Annotated in this window: 16 protein-coding genes and 1 other annotated feature; of the genes, 11 read left to right on the forward strand and 5 right to left on the reverse strand. The window is 39.2% G+C overall.

The window, feature by feature from the left end:
• Window positions 1–2 precede the first annotated feature (2 nt).
• Together MLE13_RS00575 and MLE13_RS00580 are read right to left on the reverse strand one after the other, a co-directional pair.
• A complete protein-coding gene (locus MLE13_RS00575; protein WP_240747538.1) occupies window positions 3–854 on the reverse strand; it encodes a DegV family protein in 852 nt (283 codons plus the stop codon).
• Between the two features lie 21 nt (window positions 855–875).
• Window positions 876–1,682 (reverse strand): Cof-type HAD-IIB family hydrolase, encoded by an 807-nt coding sequence (locus tag MLE13_RS00580; protein WP_276323759.1) that lies wholly within the window; start codon window positions 1,680–1,682, stop codon window positions 876–878.
• A 160-nt stretch (window positions 1,683–1,842) separates the two neighbouring features.
• On the opposite strand from MLE13_RS00580, the gene MLE13_RS00585 reads away from it, so the two are divergent.
• The 3 genes from MLE13_RS00585 (at window position 1,843) to MLE13_RS00595 (ending at window position 5,309) form a co-directional block, all read left to right on the forward strand.
• Window positions 1,843–2,610: a prolyl oligopeptidase family serine peptidase gene (locus MLE13_RS00585; protein WP_240747540.1), complete on the forward strand. Its 768-nt coding sequence runs from the start codon at window positions 1,843–1,845 to the stop codon at window positions 2,608–2,610.
• Window positions 2,611–2,677: 67 nt separating this feature from the next.
• Window positions 2,678–2,986 (forward strand): metal-sulfur cluster assembly factor, encoded by a 309-nt coding sequence (locus MLE13_RS00590; RefSeq protein WP_240747542.1) that lies wholly within the window; start codon window positions 2,678–2,680, stop codon window positions 2,984–2,986.
• A 181-nt stretch (window positions 2,987–3,167) separates the two neighbouring features.
• Window positions 3,168–5,309, forward strand: coding sequence for an ATP-dependent Clp protease ATP-binding subunit (locus tag MLE13_RS00595; RefSeq protein ID WP_240747544.1), 2,142 nt, complete (start codon window positions 3,168–3,170; stop codon window positions 5,307–5,309).
• Window positions 5,310–5,341: 32 nt separating this feature from the next.
• On the opposite strand, the gene MLE13_RS00600 is transcribed toward MLE13_RS00595, so the two are convergent.
• A complete protein-coding gene (locus MLE13_RS00600; protein ID WP_008429711.1) occupies window positions 5,342–5,527 on the reverse strand; it encodes a YjzD family protein in 186 nt (61 codons plus the stop codon).
• A 187-nt stretch (window positions 5,528–5,714) separates the two neighbouring features.
• Between MLE13_RS00600 and MLE13_RS00605 the strand changes: the two genes are divergently transcribed.
• The 7 genes from MLE13_RS00605 to opp4A all read left to right on the forward strand — a co-directional run bounded on the left by MLE13_RS00605 (window position 5,715) and on the right by opp4A (window position 13,982).
• Window positions 5,715–6,647, forward strand: coding sequence for a beta-ketoacyl-ACP synthase III (locus MLE13_RS00605; RefSeq protein WP_240747545.1), 933 nt, complete (start codon window positions 5,715–5,717; stop codon window positions 6,645–6,647).
• Between the two features lie 27 nt (window positions 6,648–6,674).
• Window positions 6,675–7,910 (forward strand): beta-ketoacyl-ACP synthase II, encoded by a 1,236-nt coding sequence (gene fabF / locus MLE13_RS00610; RefSeq protein ID WP_240747547.1) that lies wholly within the window; start codon window positions 6,675–6,677, stop codon window positions 7,908–7,910.
• Between the two features lie 305 nt (window positions 7,911–8,215).
• Entirely contained in the window at window positions 8,216–9,232 is a 1,017-nt protein-coding gene (locus MLE13_RS00615; protein ID WP_346429143.1) for an ABC transporter ATP-binding protein, read from the forward strand.
• Entirely contained in the window at window positions 9,219–10,154 is a 936-nt protein-coding gene (locus MLE13_RS00620) for an ABC transporter ATP-binding protein (RefSeq protein WP_276323760.1), read from the forward strand. Before MLE13_RS00615 ends, MLE13_RS00620 begins: the two co-directional genes overlap by 14 nt.
• Before the next feature lie 5 nt (window positions 10,155–10,159).
• Window positions 10,160–11,122 carry an oligopeptide ABC transporter permease gene (opp4B, locus tag MLE13_RS00625; protein WP_240747548.1) on the forward strand — a complete coding sequence of 321 codons (963 nt, stop codon included), beginning with the start codon at window positions 10,160–10,162 and terminating at the stop codon, window positions 11,120–11,122.
• A 25-nt stretch (window positions 11,123–11,147) separates the two neighbouring features.
• A complete protein-coding gene (locus MLE13_RS00630; protein WP_240747549.1) occupies window positions 11,148–12,059 on the forward strand; it encodes an ABC transporter permease in 912 nt (303 codons plus the stop codon).
• A gap of 108 nt (window positions 12,060–12,167) precedes the next feature.
• Window positions 12,168–13,982, forward strand: coding sequence for an oligopeptide ABC transporter substrate-binding protein (opp4A, locus tag MLE13_RS00635; protein ID WP_240747551.1), 1,815 nt, complete (start codon window positions 12,168–12,170; stop codon window positions 13,980–13,982).
• A 47-nt stretch (window positions 13,983–14,029) separates the two neighbouring features.
• On the opposite strand, the gene trpS is transcribed toward opp4A, so the two are convergent.
• Together trpS and MLE13_RS00645 are read right to left on the reverse strand one after the other, a co-directional pair.
• Window positions 14,030–15,022, reverse strand: a complete 993-nt coding sequence (trpS, locus tag MLE13_RS00640) for a tryptophan--tRNA ligase (RefSeq protein ID WP_240747552.1) — start codon at window positions 15,020–15,022, stop codon at window positions 14,030–14,032.
• Between the two features lie 44 nt (window positions 15,023–15,066).
• Window positions 15,067–15,279 (reverse strand) — a binding site (T-box leader).
• Between the two features lie 43 nt (window positions 15,280–15,322).
• Window positions 15,323–15,655, reverse strand: a complete 333-nt coding sequence (locus MLE13_RS00645; protein ID WP_240747555.1) for a DUF3899 domain-containing protein — start codon at window positions 15,653–15,655, stop codon at window positions 15,323–15,325.
• A 251-nt stretch (window positions 15,656–15,906) separates the two neighbouring features.
• On the opposite strand from MLE13_RS00645, the gene MLE13_RS00650 reads away from it, so the two are divergent.
• Window positions 15,907–17,598 carry a peptide ABC transporter substrate-binding protein gene (locus tag MLE13_RS00650; protein ID WP_240747557.1) on the forward strand — a complete coding sequence of 564 codons (1,692 nt, stop codon included), beginning with the start codon at window positions 15,907–15,909 and terminating at the stop codon, window positions 17,596–17,598.
• The last annotated feature ends 158 nt before the right edge of the window (window positions 17,599–17,756 follow it).

Below are 17,756 nucleotides of genomic sequence, written 5' to 3' on the forward strand. Positions count from 1 at the left end.
TCCTATTCGATCTTATTAAGGAAAAATAATGCCAAGGTTCCCGGTCCAGTATGTGCAGCAATAACAGAACCAATCATATGAACTTCAACTTCTTTAGGGTTAAAATGTTGCTCAATTTCCTGTTTTAAGATTGTAGCAAACTCTTCGTCATCGCCATGACTAATGGCGATTGTTTGTTGATCTAATTGGCTACCACGTTCTTTCATTAATTCAATCATGCGCTTAACAATTTTTTTACGTCCTCGTAGTTTTTCAATTGGCACTAACTTTCCATCTTCTACATGAAGTAATGGTTTGATGTTTAATAATCCACCAACAAATGCGCTGCCTTTAGAGATTCGACCACCTTTAGCCATGTAATCCAAGTCTTCTACAGTAAAGAGGCTTTCTAAATGGTCTGCCATAAAACGAACTTTCTCAAGAATCGTTTTAAGAGAGTGACCATCAGAGCGAAGTTTTACAGCTTCTTTTACTAACAATCCGTATCCTAGCGAAGCAGCTTTAGAATCTATTATGGTCAATTTTAAGTCTGGATAATCCTCACGTACTTGATCTGCTACCATTACCGCTGTGCTATAAGTACCTGACAATTCAGAAGAAAATGCGAGATAAAAACCTTCTTCATTTGCGATGGCTAGTTGTTCAAAAGCCTTTAGCATTTCTTCAGGTGACACTTGCGACGTTTTTGGTTGATTGCCAGCGCGAATTGCATCAAATACTTTAATAGATTGAATGCCGCGAATATCTTCATAATCTTGATCTCCGATATGTACGCGTAAGGGGAATAAAACTACGTCTTCGTTTTCAAAAAAATCTTTAGGTAAATCAGATGCGCTATCAGCGAATAACCTCATAACCAATCCTCCTCTTTATAGTTAAAGCTTCAACCGGTCGATTAATAATTCAGCAATGCCATCTTCATTATTAGTTAATGTGATTTCGTTAGCAATATTTTTCAAAGGCGAGATGGCATTCCCCATAGCGACACCAACTCCTGCAAAGTCAATCATTTCTAAATCATTATCTTCATCACCAAAAGCGATAATGTTTTCTCTGCTAATGCCAAGAGATTTTGAAACACGGTCTAACCCGACGGCTTTACTCATACCACTTTTTACGATCTCGATAACATGCCAAGGAGCTCCCCAGCGACGGTGGTCGATAACTTCAGCATGAACCGAAGACAAGTGATCATGAATTTCCTGTACGCGTTCATACGGCGCGTGGATTAAAATAGAGGTTGGATCAGTTTTCAAGTAGTTGCGTAAATCGCCCGTTGTAATGGTTGGATCTCCAAACCTAAAGATGTCCATAAGTTGTTCATCATGTTGATGGACGTACACATCATCTAAAACTTCGGCAACAATGTTGTGGAAGTTATAATTGTACATAGATTCAACCACTTCATGGACAACACCCAAATCGATTGGTGTGTGATGCATACCCCAGTGTTCATTGGTAGGATGATGGACAAACGCACCGTTAAAGTTGACGATTGGCGTTGTTAATCCCAATTCGTTATAGTAAGTTTCACTTGAGCGGTATGGTCGGCCAGTAGCAATCATGACTTCATGTCCCGCCTCCATTGCTTTATTTAAGGTCAGTTTTGTTTTAGGTGAAATAACTTTTTCATCTGTTAATAACGTTCCATCTAAATCCAGAACAATTAAATGTTTCTTCATATAAATAGCCGTCTCCTTTCTATCTCTTACTAGTGTAGCGATAGAACAAGGGGTACGTCAAAAAAATTGGTGAGTTCAAGTTTTATTATGGTTAAGAATTGGGGTTTGCTGGATAACTGGAAGATTGGTACGATTAGATAAGAGAAGGAAGTGAGTCAAATTGATAGTACAACGACAAATTTGGGGGCATATCCCGTTACTTCATATAACACCAGACCAAGACGAGCAATCTGAGTTACCAACGGTAGTATTTTTTCATGGACACATGAGTGCAAAAGAACATAACTTGCATTACGCCTATCAATTAGCTGAAAAGGGACTCCGGGTGATATTGCCAGATGCTCATCTTCACGGAGAACGAAGTGAAGGATTAGATGATGTTCAAATTAGTTTGCGATTTTGGGAAATCGTGTTGACTTCAATCGAAGAATTGACATTTCTACATGAGGAGTTACATAAGCAGAACTTGGTTAAAGGAGAGGTAGGAGTAGGTGGCACTTCTATGGGTGGCATTACCACGATGGGAGCTATGACAATTTATCCTTGGATTCAAGCAGCTGCAGTTATGATGGGGGCAGGAAATTACGTGGAATTGGCTCAAGCGCAAATGACGCAATACGAATCGCGAGGATTCCAATTGCCAATCAGTGAACAAGAAAGAGAAAAGATGTTTGCGACATTAGCGATGTTTGATAGTGTTAAGCATCAATCAAAATTCAATAACCGTCCCATTTATTTTTGGCATGGAGAACAAGATGTCACCGTACCTTTTGAACCAACATACCGTTTATTCAAGAAACTTAAAATACAATACGAGGCAGTGCCCGAAAACATTGTTTTTCGTCGTGAACGAGAAGCAGGGCACGCAGTAAGTCGAGCTGGTATGCTTGAAGCAACACATTGGTTTGCTAAACATTTAGCCGAATAATCGTGTCAATTCCATTTTCAGATGAAATTTGTTAAGATGGTTGTAATAGTAAAGGGAGGGATTTTGAATGGATCAAGATATGAAAGATAGCATGATGGGTGCTTTAGAAACTGTAATCGATCCCGAATTAGGAATTGACATCGTCAATTTAGGGCTTATTTATGATGTAGTGTTGTCAGAAGACGGATTTGCAGTAGTTACCATGACATTAACGTCAATGGGCTGCCCAATGGGACCACAAATTGTACAAATGGTGAAAACCGCGTTATATGAGCTACCAGAAGTGGAAGAAGTCGATGTAAAAATCGTTTGGCAGCCAGTATGGGGCAAAGAACATATGTCACGCTACGCAAAAATGGCACTTGGAGTTAGATAAGTAATACACGAAAAACCTCACTGGAATTTATTCCAGTGAGGTTTTTTCTATATAATCAGCTAGTTGCAGGTAGCATAAATTAGAAAAAAATGGAGAGTCTTAATAATTGCTTAATCTTAAAAAATTGACTATAATTTAATTAGTCAAAGATAGTCAAACTTTTATAAAAGGAGAGGTTGTTATGGTTCAATCCCCAGGTAATACAGAACAAAAATCCCCTTTAGAGCAGTTTGGTCGCAATATGGTCGAACAAGCACAATCAGGGAAAATGGATCCTGTTATTGGTCGAGATCAAGAAATTCGAAACGTTATTCGAATTTTGTCACGAAAAACAAAAAATAATCCGGTATTAATCGGTGAACCAGGTGTTGGTAAAACAGCAATTGTCGAAGGGCTAGCGCAACGTATTGTTCGTAATGACGTTCCGGAAGGTTTGAAAAACCGGACAATATACGAACTCGACATGAGTGCGTTAATTGCTGGAGCTAAATACCGTGGTGAATTTGAAGAACGATTAAAAGCAGTGTTAAAACAAGTAAAAGATAGTGAAGGCCAAATCATCTTATTTATCGATGAAATTCACACCATTGTTGGAGCAGGTAAAACAGAAGGGGCAATGGATGCAGGAAATATGCTGAAGCCAATGCTTGCTCGTGGAGAGTTGTATTGTATTGGTGCGACGACTTTAGATGAGTACCGTATGCATATTGAAAAGGATCCGGCTTTAGAACGTCGTTTCCAACAAGTTATGGTTAGAGAGCCTTCAGTAGAAGATACCGTTTCCATTTTACGTGGATTAAAAGAACGTTTTGAGTTGCACCATGCAGTTCGTATTCATGACCGGGCGATTGTCGCGGCAGCAGCTATGTCAGATCGCTACATCACCGAGCGCTTTTTGCCAGATAAAGCAATTGATTTAATAGATGAAGCGTGTGCGATGATTCGTACCGAAATTGATTCGATGCCGCAAGAGCTTGATGAAGTAACACGTCGTTTATTGCAATTGGAAATCGAAGAACAAGCTTTGATGAAAGAAAAAGACGAAGCGAGCAAAGTCCGATTAGAGACATTGCGGAAGGAAATAACAGAACTGCGTGATTCTTCAGCGGGTATGAAAAATCAATGGTTAGAAGAAAAAGAGTCATTGAAAAAAATTCAACAAAAACGTGAGCAATTAGATCAGTTCCGTAGACAATTAGAAGATGCGGAAAACAAGTACGACTTGAACGCAGCTGCTGTGTTACAGCATGGCAAAATTCCAGCGCTTGAAAAAGAGTTGAATGCGTTAGAAGCAAGCTTGGAAAATGAAGGTGCTGAAAGATTGCTGCGTGAAGAAGTAACAGAAGAAGAAATTGCAGGAATTGTCGCACGGTGGACAGGGATACCTGTAACAAAATTAGTAGAAGGCGAACGTGAAAAACTATTGCGTCTAGGCGAGACATTGAAAGAGCGTGTCATTGGTCAAGACAAAGCAGTAGAACTTGTAACTGAAGCTGTATGGAGAGCGCGAGCGGGGATTAAAGATGAGAAAAAGCCAATTGGTTCTTTCATTTTCCTTGGTCCAACGGGTGTCGGGAAAACAGAATTGGCGAAATCGCTGGCGGCGAATTTGTTTGACTCGGAAGATCATTTTATCCGAATCGACATGTCCGAGTATATGGAGAAGCATAGTGTATCACGTCTAGTCGGAGCACCTCCAGGATACATTGGCTACGAGGAAGGCGGACAATTAACAGAAGCGGTACGTCGCAACCCATACTCTGTTGTCTTACTCGATGAAATCGAAAAAGCACATCCAGACGTTGCCAATATTCTATTGCAAATTTTAGATGATGGACGTATTACGGACAGTCAAGGTCGTCTCATTAACTTCTCAAATACAGTTGTCATCATGACTTCTAATATTGGCTCAGCTCATATTAACGAGACGAGCAGTGAACATGATGTAGAAGACATTGTCATGGGCGAATTGCGCAAACACTTTAAACCAGAGCTGTTAAACCGTATTGACGATATTGTCATCTTCCATGCATTAAATAACGACCATTTTTATGGTATTGCTAAGAAGATGATTGGGGAACTAGCAGCGCGCATGAGTCAACAGCACATCAAATTGTCTGTTGATGATTCGGTTATCAACTACATTGTTGAAGCTGGAACCGATCCAATATTCGGCGCACGTCCGTTAAAACGATTTATTCAACGAAGAATTGAAACCGATATTGCACGCGAATTAATCAAAGGCGATATTGTTGCTAACACAGAACTAGCGTTAACAATGGGTGACAATAATCAAATTATTATCAATAAAAAAGAAGCGTAAGTCGGATTTCCGACTTACGCTTCTTTTTTGAATTAATGCTTTTCTGGAGTTGGTTCGTTCGGAATAACTGCTGCGATTACGAAGATCAAAATTGAAACTCCGATTGAAATGTAAACGCCCATCATAAAGTCAAAATGTACATTCTGAACAGCACTTACCACATAGTTGACCAATGAAATTAATAAGAATGACCATAAAAACGTTCCAATATATTGCATCTAGTTTCACCTCTACATAGAATATCTAGCTTAATCATAGCACAAGCCTTAACAGACAGAAAGAAAGATTATAAAGAATGAAGATATTTTGTCGTAAATATGTCAGTTAGTTGAAATTGAATAATAGATGGCGTATTATTAACACCAGGTACTAATAGATGATGATAATTGAAATGAGGGATATATAATGAATGCTGGAATAATCGGTTTGGGCAGATGTTTACCAGAAGATAAATTAACAAATTTTCAATTAGAACAGCGCATGGATACGAACGACGAATGGATCCGTACAATGACAGGCATAGAAGAACGACGGATTGCAAAAGATGAACAAGATACTTCTGACATGGCACGTGAAGCGGCAAAAAAAGCGATTGAAGACGCGGGTATCGATCCAGCTGATATTGGTTTAATCCTAGTAGCGACAGTTACTCCTGACCAGCCTTTTCCATCAGTAGCTTGTGTCATTCAACAAGAAATTGGAGCAGTTAATGCAGCGGCTATGGATGTTTCAGCAGCATGTGCAGGGTTCATGTACGGAGTTATCACAGCAAAACAGTTTATCGAATCTGATGTTTATAAATATGTTCTTGTCGTTGGTGTGGAGAAATTATCAAAAATCACCAATTGGGAAGACCGCAACACAGCCGTTCTTTTCGGAGACGGTGCAGGAGCTGCAATAATTGGTAAAGTATCAGAAGGACGCGGCATTTTATCGTTCGAACTTGGAGCGGATGGAAGAGGTGGCAAGCACCTTTATCAAGATGAGCATCTCGTTATGAATGGTCGTGAAGTTTTTAAATTTGCGGTCCGTCAAATGGGTGAGTCAGCCATAAATGTTATCGAAAAAGCTGGATTGCAAAAAGAAGACGTCGATTTTCTTATTCCGCATCAAGCAAATATTCGTATAATGGAAGCATCTAGAGAACGTCTAGGTCTACCAATTGAAAAAATGTCGAAAACGATTCATAAATATGGCAACACTTCAGCGGCATCTATCCCAATTTCTCTTGTTGAAGACTTAGAGGAAAATCGCATTAAAGACGATGACGTTATCGTTATGGTCGGATTTGGCGGCGGTTTGACATGGGGCGCGATTGCAATGAAGTGGGGTAAATAATTAGCTATGCGAAAGGAAGAAGATAGAATGGAAAATCGCCGTGTAGTCATTACAGGGATTGGCGCAGTTACGCCATTAGGTAATAACATTGAAACAACATGGGAAGCAATCAAAAACGGTAAATCCGGAGTTGGTCCGTTAACAAGAGTAGACGCAGACTTGTATTCAGCAAAAGTTGCGGCTGAAGTAAAAGACTTTTCGATAGAAGAATATATTGAAAAGAAAGAAGCACGCAAAATGGATCGTTTTACGCATTATGCACTCGCTGCTTCGATTATGGCTATGAAAGATGCCAATCTCGAATTAGATGAAAAAACAGCTTTACGTACCGGTGTCTGGATTGGATCCGGTATTGGTGGAATGGAAACGATTGAAAAACAAATGGATGTATTGAATACAAGAGGTCCACGTCGTATTAGTCCTTTCTTAATCCCGATGATTATTCCAGATATGGCGTCTGGCCAAGTATCAATTTACTTTGGTGCCAAAGCCATCAATTCATGTTCGGTTACAGCTTGTGCTTCAGGTACAAACTCAATTGGCGATGCATTTAAAGTGATTCAGCGTGGCGATGCAGATGCAATGATTTCTGGTGGAGCAGAAGCCCCTATTACGCAATTGTCTGTAGCCGGATTTACGGCAAACACAGCATTGTCGACAAACAAAGATGCAGCAACAGCCTCACGTCCTTTTGATAAAAACCGTGATGGTTTTGTCATTGCAGAAGGCGCTGGAATCGTTATTCTTGAAGAATACGAATTTGCAAAAGCACGTGGTGCTAAAATTTATGCAGAAATTATCGGTTACGGTTCTACTGGAGATGCGTATCATATTACTGCACCTGCTGAAGGTGGAGAAGGCGCAGCGCGTGCAATGGCACAAGCTTTAGAAGATGCTGGAGTGGAAACAACGGATATTGGTTATATTAATGCGCATGGAACAAGTACAGCTTATAATGATTTATATGAAACAATGGCCGTAAAAACAGTGTTTGGCGAACATGCTTATAAACTAGGAATGAGCTCGACGAAATCCATGACAGGTCATTTGCTTGGCGCTGCTGGTGGAGTTGAAGCGATTTTCACAGCTTTAGCATTAAAAGAAGGCATCATGCCTCCAACGACAAATTATGAAACACCTGACGAACAATGCGATTTGGATTATGTTCCAAATGAAGCACGTAAAGCAGACTTTGATTTTGCAATGAGTAACTCCCTTGGGTTTGGTGGACATAACGCTTCACTCGTATTCAAGAAAATTTAATAACCTCAACAAAAATGGCGTTGTGCAATAACTATTGCACAACGCCATTTTTTATTTGAATAAATAAATCAATAGGTAAAATAACCAAAATTTTATAGAAAATTGAAAAAAACTGTCTATTCTATAAATTGTTGTGCTATTCTAAATATAATGAAATATTGCTATATGTACAATAGCACTAAAAAGCTTTGGAGTCGATTAGAAAGGTGTTTTTATCCTAGTATAACTGAAGATTCGACTTATTAGGATGAAAGAGTAAAGGCATTTAAGTTAAAACAAAGTGTTTTATTTTAAGGGGGATCATTGTGAATGATGTTTTGCTTGAAATTAAAAATCTGAAAACGTCCTTTAGAATTAAAGATGATTATTATGCTGCGGTTGATGATGTATCGTTGAATGTCAGGAAAAATGAAGTGTTGGCAATCGTTGGCGAATCAGGTTCTGGAAAAAGTGCATTTGCATTTTCCATAATGGGGCTTCATACAAGAGCTAAAATTGAGGGGGAAATCAATTACAAAGGAAATAATCTAGTTAATGCAAATGCGAATTATATGAAACAGTTGCGTGGTAGTGAAATGGGAATGATTTTTCAAGATGCGCTTTCTGCACTTAATCCGCTTATGGTTGTAGGTGCACAAATCGATGAAGCAATTTTCCTTCACAATCCGAAAATCTCTAAGAGTTTACGAAAAAAACAAGTGATTAACTTACTGAACCAAGTCGGCATTCCGCGACCTGAAAAAACTTATTATCAATATCCACATGAATTATCAGGTGGCATGCGTCAGCGTATTGTTATTGCAATGGCGATTTCAAATCAACCTGAACTATTAATTGCTGACGAACCGACTACGGCACTAGATGTAACGATTCAGTCCCAAATTTTAGACTTGATCAAAGAGTTGAAAGATACAATTCATGCTGGGATTATCCTAATTACGCATGATTTAGGAGTAGTCGCCGAGATGGCTGACCGGGTAGCCGTTATGTACGCGGGACAAATTGTGGAGATTGCAGATATTTATACATTGATGGAAAACCCACAACACCCTTATACACGCTCGCTATTAAATTCAATTCCAACATTGGCAGAAGTAAAATCAGATCTGCATGTTATTCAAGGTGTTGTGCCATCACTTCAAAATTTGCCGAGAACAGGATGTCGTTTTGCAAGTCGTATTCCATGGATTAAAGACTCAGCTCACGAAGCTTCTCCGGAACTTCATGAAATTAGTCATGGCCATTTTGTGCGTTGCACATGCTATAAAGACTTTTACTTCCCAGAAAAATCCGAGGAGGAGCGCAATTATGTCGCTAATTGAAGTTGAAAATTTGAAGGTTCACTTTCCTATCCGTGGCGGTGTTTTTCAAACCGTGAAAGATCATGTTCGGGCAGTGGATGGCGTCTCGTTTTCGATAGAACAAGGTCAAACGTACGGATTAGTGGGGGAATCCGGATCTGGTAAAACAACAACAGGACGTGCCATTATCGGCTTAAATGACATCACTTCAGGAAAAGTAATGTTCGAGGGCAGAGATTTGGCCACTGTGAGTAGAAAAGAGTATATCGATGTACGAAAAGATATACAGATGATTTTTCAAGATCCATTTTCATCATTGAATCCTAAAAAAAGAGTTGGGGATATTGTAGCTGAACCGCTCCGTAATTATGAAAATCTTTCTGCAAAAGAAGAACGCATTCGTGTTCAAGAGCTGATGGAACTAGTAGGTCTTAGTCCAGAGGCAATTTATAAATATCCACATGAATTTTCTGGAGGGCAGCGTCAACGTATTGGTATTGCCCGGGCAATTGCATTAAAACCAAAATTGATCATTGCTGATGAACCAGTCTCAGCTTTAGATGTATCTGTTCAAGCCCAAGTTTTGAATTTTATGCGTGAAATTCAAAAAGAACTAAATTTAACGTATTTATTCATTAGCCATGATTTAGGTATCATTCGTCATATGTGCGATCATATCGGCATTATGTATAAAGGTCGCTATGTTGAGCATGGTACAGCTGAGGAAATTTTTACGAATCCACAGCATATTTACACGAAACGTTTAATCGCAGCAATTCCAGACAGCGATCCGCGCAACCGGGAAAAGCACTACGCTAATCGTAAATTGGTTAAGGCTGAATACGATAGACTGGAAAAAGACTTTTTTGATGAAGAAGGTTTGCCTTTCTCCTTAAAAGCAATATCAGCTACCCATCAAGTAGCATTGGGAGAGAGAGGTTGAATGGTATGTGGAAACTAATAGTACGCAGAACACTTATTACCATCCCACAAATTATTGTGTTAAGCCTTTTAGTATTTATTTTAGCTCAAGCAATGCCGGGGGATGCATTAACTGGATTAATTGACCCGAGTATCGACCCAGCCACAATCGAAGCTATGAGAGAACGTCTTGGATTGAATAATCCTTGGTATGTTCAGTATATTGACTGGATAAAAGGGGTCATGCAAGGCGACTTTGGTCAATCATTCCGTTTCAAAATGCCGGTCTCTGACTTAATCGGAGCGCGAATGATTAATACGTTATGGCTATCTTTAGCGACATTGATATTAACTTATTTAATTGCCATTCCTTTGGGAATTATTAGCGGGCGTTTTAACGATACTTGGTTAGACCGCGTGATTACGGGATATACGTATATTGGTTTTGCGGCGCCATTGTTTATTTTTGCTTTAGTGATGTTGTTTATTTTCGGCTTCCAGCTAGGTTGGTTCCCAACAAGCGGCAGTGTCACACCAGGAACAACGCCTGGGACGTTAGAATATTTTATCAGCAAAGTAAATCATTTATTATTACCAGCCTTATCGATGGCACTGATCACGACTGTTTCGACAGTCCAGTATTTGAGAAGTGAGATTATTGATACAAAACAAAAAGATTTTATCGTAACAGCTCGAGCAAAAGGCGCATCCGAATCACGAGTTTATAATCGTCATGTTTTGCGGAACTCCTTACTCCCAATTGCCGCTTTTTTTGGTTACGAAATAACAGGATTGATCGGCGGGACAATATTCATTGAGAATATTTTTGGCTATCCAGGTATGGGCGAATTGTTCCTATCTTCAATCAGCTTGCGCGATTACAGTGTAATGACCGCACTTGTTCTACTATTTGGACTTGCAGCAATCATAGGAGCGTTATTATCCGATATCATCTTGAGTTTAGTAGATCCACGCATTCGAATTAAATAATAAATGATAATTTTGAGGTGTAAATATGAGACTTGATAAAGACAGTGGAACACAAATCCCTGATGTGGATCTCGGTAAAAGCCCATCTGGATTTAGTATATTACTAAGAGAATTAATACGAGACAAAGTTGCATTTGTATCATTATTGTTCTTATTTCTCATCATTGTTGGTGTGTTTGGTACATCAATTATTCTCGACCAAGATGAAATCATCAAAGTTGATTTATTTGCACTTTATGAAGCGCCATCTTCCATGTATTGGTTAGGTACTGATTACGGCGGGCGTGATATTTTTGGACAATTGATTATTGGAACACGTAACTCTTTAGCTATCGGCATTTTAATTACTTTGCTGACAGGGGTTATCGGTATATTGATTGGACTTGTTTCTGGATATTACGGAGGCACTGTCGATAATATCTTTATGCGTTTTGTTGATTTTTTCATGGTATTGCCGACTTTAATGATTGTTATTGCGTTTGTTACGGCCGTACCTGGTTATAGCATTGTTTCATTTTCCTTAATTATGACAGCGTTCTTATGGATGGGAATCGCCCGTCTCATACGCTCTAAAGCATTGCAGGAAAAAGAATTGGATTATGTAAAAGCATCCAAAACATTGGGGACATCCAATTTTAAAATCATGTTTTTTCAAGTTCTTCCAAATTTAAGTTCAATCATCATCGTAACGATGACATTAAATTTGGCAGCTAACATTGGCATTGAATCTGGCCTGTCCTTTTTAGGATTTGGTTTTCCCGAATCAACACCAAGTTTAGGGACCTTAATTAGTTATGCAAGAAACCCTCAAACTTTGGAGTTGAGATGGTGGATTTGGTTACCTGCATCAATTCTCATATTAGTATTGATGCTTAGTATAAATAACGTCGGGCAAGCTTTAAAACGCGCTACCGATGCCCGGCAGCGAAGAGGGTAACAATATAGGGGAAGAAGGGGGAGCAAAGTCTGATTGAAGATGCGAAATATTATTTTGAAACATGCAAACAGCAATTATTATATTCAACACTAGAGGGGGAAACAGAAAATGGGGAAGAGTAACAAGTCTAAAGTATTGATCTTGTCTTTAGCATTGCTATTAGCAGCGTGTAGTGGTGATGATGAAACCACGAAAGACAGCAGTAGTAAAAAAGATGCTGACGGTAAACAAGAACAAAAAGATGACGGACTGTATTCAATTGATGACTTTAGCAATGTAAAGACAAATGAAGGCGAAGCCATCGATGGTGGTAAGATTACATTTGGTTTAGTATCGGATACAGTGTTTGAAGGAACATTAAACTGGAACTTCTACTCTGGAGCACCAGATGCAGAAATTTTAAACTGGTTTGATGAAGGCTTGTTAACTTGGGATGAAAACTATGTGTACACAAATGATGGAGCTGCAACATACGAAGTTTCGGAAGATGGACGCACATTCACATTTAAAATTGGCGACAATGTCAATTGGCATGACGGTGAACCCGTTACTGCAGAAGATTGGTTATTTGCTCATGAAGTGATTGGGAACCCTGAATATGACGGTCCTCGTTACAATTCAGATTTCACAAACATTGAAGGTATGGAAGAATACAATAGCGGAAAAGCAGATACTATTTCAGGTATCGAAGTTGTTGATGAAAAAACGTTGAAAATTACGTACATCGAATCAACACCATCACTTTTAACAGGAAGCGTGTGGTCATATCCACTTGCTAAGCATATTTTTGGAGATATGGCAGTAGCTGATATTTCTTCTTCTCCAGAGGTACGTGAAAATCCTATTGGTTTTGGACCATTTAAAGTAGAAAGCATTATTCCAGGAGAATCTGTAACATTAACTAAAAACGAAGATTACTGGCGCGGAGCACCTAATCTGGATGGCGTAACAATTAAAGTCATCAGCAGCTCTACAGTAGTTCAAGAGCTAGAAACAGGTGGAGTAGACTTGATCAGTGAATTCCCAGTGGATCAATTCCCTGATAACGCAGATATGTCGAACGTGGAATTTTTAGGTGCAGTTGATCGTGCCTACACGTATATCGGCTTTAAACTTGGGACATGGGATGCAGAAAAAAATCGTGTTAATTTCAACCCAGAAGCGAAAATGGGGGATGTAGAACTTCGTAAAGCAATGTGGCATGCTGTAGATAATACAGCGGTTGGCGAACGCTTCTATAATGGATTACGCTGGAATGCAACAACATTGATTCCGCCGTCACACCCTGAATTCCATGATGATTCAAATGAAGGAAGAGCGTATGACCCAGAAGTAGCGAAAACACTATTGGATGACGCTGGCTATGCAGATACAGATGGTGATGGAATCCGAGAAGATCCGGAAGGCAACCCATTAGAAATTAACTTTATTTCTATGACTGGTGGCGACACAGCTGAACCATTAGCGCAATACTATGTTCAGTCTTGGGAAGCAGTTGGCTTGAAAGTGAATTTGGAAATGCTTGAATTCAACACATTCTATGACCGTGTTGGTAACGGTGGAGAAGATAACCCAGACGTGGATGTTTACCAAGCAGCTTGGGGCGTTGGAATTGACGTAGATCCTTCAGGGCTTTACGGAGCAGATGCTCTATACAACTTCCCACGTTGGGAAAATGAAGAAAATGAACGCTTGCTAAAAGAAGGTCGTTCAGAAGAAGCATTTGACCTAACATTCCGTCAAGACGTTTACGACGAATGGCAACAATTGATGGTTGACGAAGTGCCGGTATTCCCAACTTTATACCGTGCAGTATTGAGTCCTGTTAACGACCGTGTATTAAATTACGCGATTGGTGATGGAACTGAAATTTACTTGTCTGACCTTGCTGTAAGCCAAGATTCACCGGTTACTGCAGAATAATAAAATAAAGTAAAAAGGAGCTGCGATTTTCGCAGCTCCTTTTTACTTTATTTTCTTTTACGACCAAGACCCATTGCATTTTCCATTTTCTTGAGTGTTTTATTCGCTAGGAAATTCGCTTTTTCAGCTCCTGCATCTAAAATGGTATCTAATTCATCAGAATCTAGTAATGCCTTATACCGCTCTTGAATAGGCGCTAAATGGTGGGTAACAGCTTGTGCCACGGAAGACTTAAAATCACCATAGCCAGAACCTTCATATTTCGAAACTAATCTCTCAATACTTTCACCAGTCAATGCAGCTTCAATCGTCAATAGATTGGCTACTCCAGGCTTATTAATCGGGTCATATCTAACGATTCCTTCAGAATCAGTTACCGCGCTCTTTATTTTCTTTTCGATGGTTTTCAAGTCATCTAGCAACGTAATAATTGCCTTTTTGTTCGGATCAGATTTACTCATTTTTTTTGTAGGGTCTTGTAATGACATAATACGCGCACCATTTTTAGGAATACGAATGTCGGGAATCGTAAAGATGTCATTGTATTTTCGGTTAAAGCGCTCTGCTAAATCACGTGTAAGCTCGATATGTTGCTTTTGGTCGTCGCCAACTGGCACGATATCAGTTTGATACAATAGAATATCGCCTGCCATTAAAGGTGGATATGTTAAGAGCCCTGCTAAAACTGAGGCGTTTTTAGCGGATTTATCTTTGTATTGCGTCATGCGTTCAAGTTCGCCGATGGTTGAAACGCATTGCAGCATCCAGCCGGCCTGTGCGTGCGCTGGAACTTCCGACTGAATAAATAAAGTTACTTTTTCTGGATCGATTCCGACAGCAAGATAAAGTGCGGCCAGTGCCTTAATATTTTTACGTAGCTCCAATCGATCTTGAGGCATTGTGATGGCGTGTTGATCAACAATGCAAAAGATGCAATCATATTCATCTTGTAATTCAGTGAATTGCTTGAAAGCACCTATGTAATTTCCGAGTGTTACCGTACCGGTAGGCTGAACGCCTGAAAAAATTTTCTTCTTCATCCTTATTCCTCCTCAAATTAAAAAACACAGCACACATCCCTAAAAAAAGGGACGAATGATGTGTTTTCCGCGGTACCACCCTAGTTGCCGTCTCCGGCCACTCTTCTTCATAACGTGAAGAACACGGAATCGGCTACTGTACGTTCGCCAATTCAGCTCAAAAGTCCATTCAATGCAGCACTCCATCTGTTTCCACCAACCACAGACTCTCTATTATAGAAGGAACTGCATTTACTCCTCTTTATCATTGCCCGTTTTATATAGTATTATTATAATACATAAACGATTTTTTAAGCAATATTAGATGCTATAAATCACTAAACAAATCAGCATAATCAGTAATGTAATTGTACCGATAATAAGTAAATATGAACTAGAGAAACCCAATGCTTCAGAAGGAGGTCGCATTTCATCATCTTCTATAGTAGACTTCATTTTAAAAGCTTTTCTCATACTGATCGTAAATATGTCAAACACGCCAGTACGGATGACAAAAACCCACAAACCTAAAAATAGTAAAATCCCACCGTAAACAAACGAGTTGTTTATGTATGATAATAAGGTGAGTTCATCTGTTCGCAAAATCGTGGTAAGGAAGATTAGCATTTGAATAATTAGTAATGAAAAAATCATTTTTTTCAACGTGTGCACCTCAATTCTTATCAATTGTAGAAGAAATTCGAAAAAAAATCAAAAAAATATTTATTTATCGTAGACGCCGAAAACGCTTACAAATCCAACATTCTAGCGACTTCTTGTAATGTTAATGTAACGCAATTGTTACAAGAGTGTAAATATTAGCAAAAAAGTTCTGTACAAGAAAAAAAAATTATGTATAATTAGCTGTGTACCAATTTTTCAGAAAATTCGAGGGGGTCAATTTAGTGAAGAACAGTAAGATTTTTTGGCTATTAAGCCTAGTACTAGTTCTAAGTGCTTTTCTAGCTGCATGTGGTGGCGACGATGAAAAAGAAACTGGAACTGACAAAACAGACGGAAAAGATACGGCTGGGGAACCAGACGCAGAACAAGTTCTTAACTTAATGGAAAGCGCTGAAATTCCAACAATGGATATTTCATTAGCTGAAGATGCAGTTGCGTTTAACATTTTCAATAATGTTAACGAAGGTCTATTCCGTTTAAACAAAGAAAATGTTGCTGAACCAGCACTTGCAGATGGTGAACCTACTGTCAGCGAAGATGGCTTAACTTATACTTTCAAACTACGTGATTCAAACTGGTCAGATGGTACTCCAGTTACTGCTAAAGACTTTGTATACTCTTGGCAACGTTCAATTGATCCTGCTACAGGTTCTCCATACGGAGCTTACATGATGGCTGGTTCGATTGTAAATGCTACTGAAATTGCTGCAGGAGAAATGGAACCGACTGAATTGGCAGTTACGGCTGTAGACGACAACACTCTAGAAGTTCAATTAGAGCGTCCAGTACCTTATTTCATGTCTCTAATGTCTTTCCCAACTTTCTACCCACAGAACGAAGCTTTCATTTCTGAAAAAGGCGATGCTTACGCTTCAAATTCTGAAAACTTAATCTTTAACGGACCATTCACATTAACTGATTGGGACGGAACTGGTTTAACTTGGAAAATGCAGAAAAACACTGAATATTGGGATGCTGAAACAGTTAAACTTGATACAATCAACGTAGACGTTGTAAAAGAACCTGCTACTGCAGTTAACCTTTACAACTCTGGTGAAAAAGATCGCGCTGGCTTAGCTGGTGAATTTGCAAGACAATATGCAAATGACGAAAACTTAGTAACTGACTTAGAACCAACTGTTTTCTACTTCAAACTTAACCAAGAACGCGATGGCGAGAAAAATGCACTTGCTAACGTAAACATCCGTAAAGCAATTGCGCAAGGTTTCAACAAGCAAGATCTAGTTGACGTAGTATTAGCTAACGGTTCTTTACCAGCTAACTTCTTAGTACCAACTGAGTTTTCTTTTGATGAAAACAAAGCTGATTTCCGTGATGTTAACGGAGACCTAATTGAATTTAATGCTGAAGAAGCTGGAAAGCTTTGGGCTACTGGTCTTGAAGAACTAGGAGTAGAAGAAGTTACACTTGAAATCTTGGGTGGCGACACTGAAACTGCTAAAAACATGGATGCATACTTGAAAGCACAACTTGAAGAAAACCTTGAAGGTTTAACTATTGATCTTAAAGCGGTTCCTTTCGGTGTTCGTTTAGAACTTGACGAAGCTCAGGACTATGACATCCAAACTGCTGGATGGGGACCAGATTACCAGGATCCTATGACATTCATCGATTTGTTTGTTACTGGATCTCCTCAAAACAAAATGGGTTACTCAAACTCAGAATATGATGCTTTAGTTGAATCAGCTAAAGGCGAATTGGCAACAGATGCTGCTGGACGTTGGGAAGCAATGGCGAAAGCTGAGAAAATTCTTTTAGCTGACGACGCTGCAATCGCACCAATCTATCAGCGTGGAGCTATGGCTCTTCAACAACCATATGTTAACGACATTATCAAACACCCATTCGGTGGAGATTTCTCTTACAAATGGGCATACATTTCGGGTAAATAATAACTTAATCCCGCTACTGTAAAAACAAAATAGAGAGAGAGTATATCGCATTTTTAGATTGATATACTCTCTTTTCTAATGCCAAGGAATTAACCGAAAATTGACCATTTTCTGCTAACTCATGAATGTTGCAAGTCCGCAGTTTAATAGGCAAGACT

It is taken from the genome of Planococcus halocryophilus (assembly GCF_022489025.1).
Taxonomy (GTDB): Bacteria; Bacillota; Bacilli; order Bacillales_A; family Planococcaceae; genus Planococcus; species Planococcus halocryophilus_A.

Excerpts from the sequence above, each read along its gene's own strand:
- opp4A (WP_240747551.1), top strand. The coding sequence starts at position 12,168 with ATGGGGAAGAGTAACAAGTCTAAAGTATTGATCTTGTCTTTAGCATTG.
- MLE13_RS00575 (WP_240747538.1), bottom strand. The coding sequence starts at position 854 with ATGAGGTTATTCGCTGATAGCGCATCTGATTTACCTAAAGATTTTTTT.
- MLE13_RS00620 (WP_276323760.1), top strand. The coding sequence starts at position 9,219 with ATGTCGCTAATTGAAGTTGAAAATTTGAAGGTTCACTTTCCTATCCGT.
- opp4B (WP_240747548.1), top strand. The coding sequence starts at position 10,160 with ATGTGGAAACTAATAGTACGCAGAACACTTATTACCATCCCACAAATT.
- MLE13_RS00630 (WP_240747549.1), top strand. The coding sequence starts at position 11,148 with ATGAGACTTGATAAAGACAGTGGAACACAAATCCCTGATGTGGATCTC.
- MLE13_RS00580 (WP_276323759.1), bottom strand. The coding sequence starts at position 1,682 with ATGAAGAAACATTTAATTGTTCTGGATTTAGATGGAACGTTATTAACA.
- fabF (WP_240747547.1), top strand. The coding sequence starts at position 6,675 with ATGGAAAATCGCCGTGTAGTCATTACAGGGATTGGCGCAGTTACGCCA.
- MLE13_RS00590 (WP_240747542.1), top strand. The coding sequence starts at position 2,678 with ATGGATCAAGATATGAAAGATAGCATGATGGGTGCTTTAGAAACTGTA.
- MLE13_RS00600 (WP_008429711.1), bottom strand. The coding sequence starts at position 5,527 with ATGCAATATATTGGAACGTTTTTATGGTCATTCTTATTAATTTCATTG.
- MLE13_RS00645 (WP_240747555.1), bottom strand. The coding sequence starts at position 15,655 with ATGATTTTTTCATTACTAATTATTCAAATGCTAATCTTCCTTACCACG.
- MLE13_RS00595 (WP_240747544.1), top strand. The coding sequence starts at position 3,168 with ATGGTTCAATCCCCAGGTAATACAGAACAAAAATCCCCTTTAGAGCAG.
- trpS (WP_240747552.1), bottom strand. The coding sequence starts at position 15,022 with ATGAAGAAGAAAATTTTTTCAGGCGTTCAGCCTACCGGTACGGTAACA.
- MLE13_RS00605 (WP_240747545.1), top strand. The coding sequence starts at position 5,715 with ATGAATGCTGGAATAATCGGTTTGGGCAGATGTTTACCAGAAGATAAA.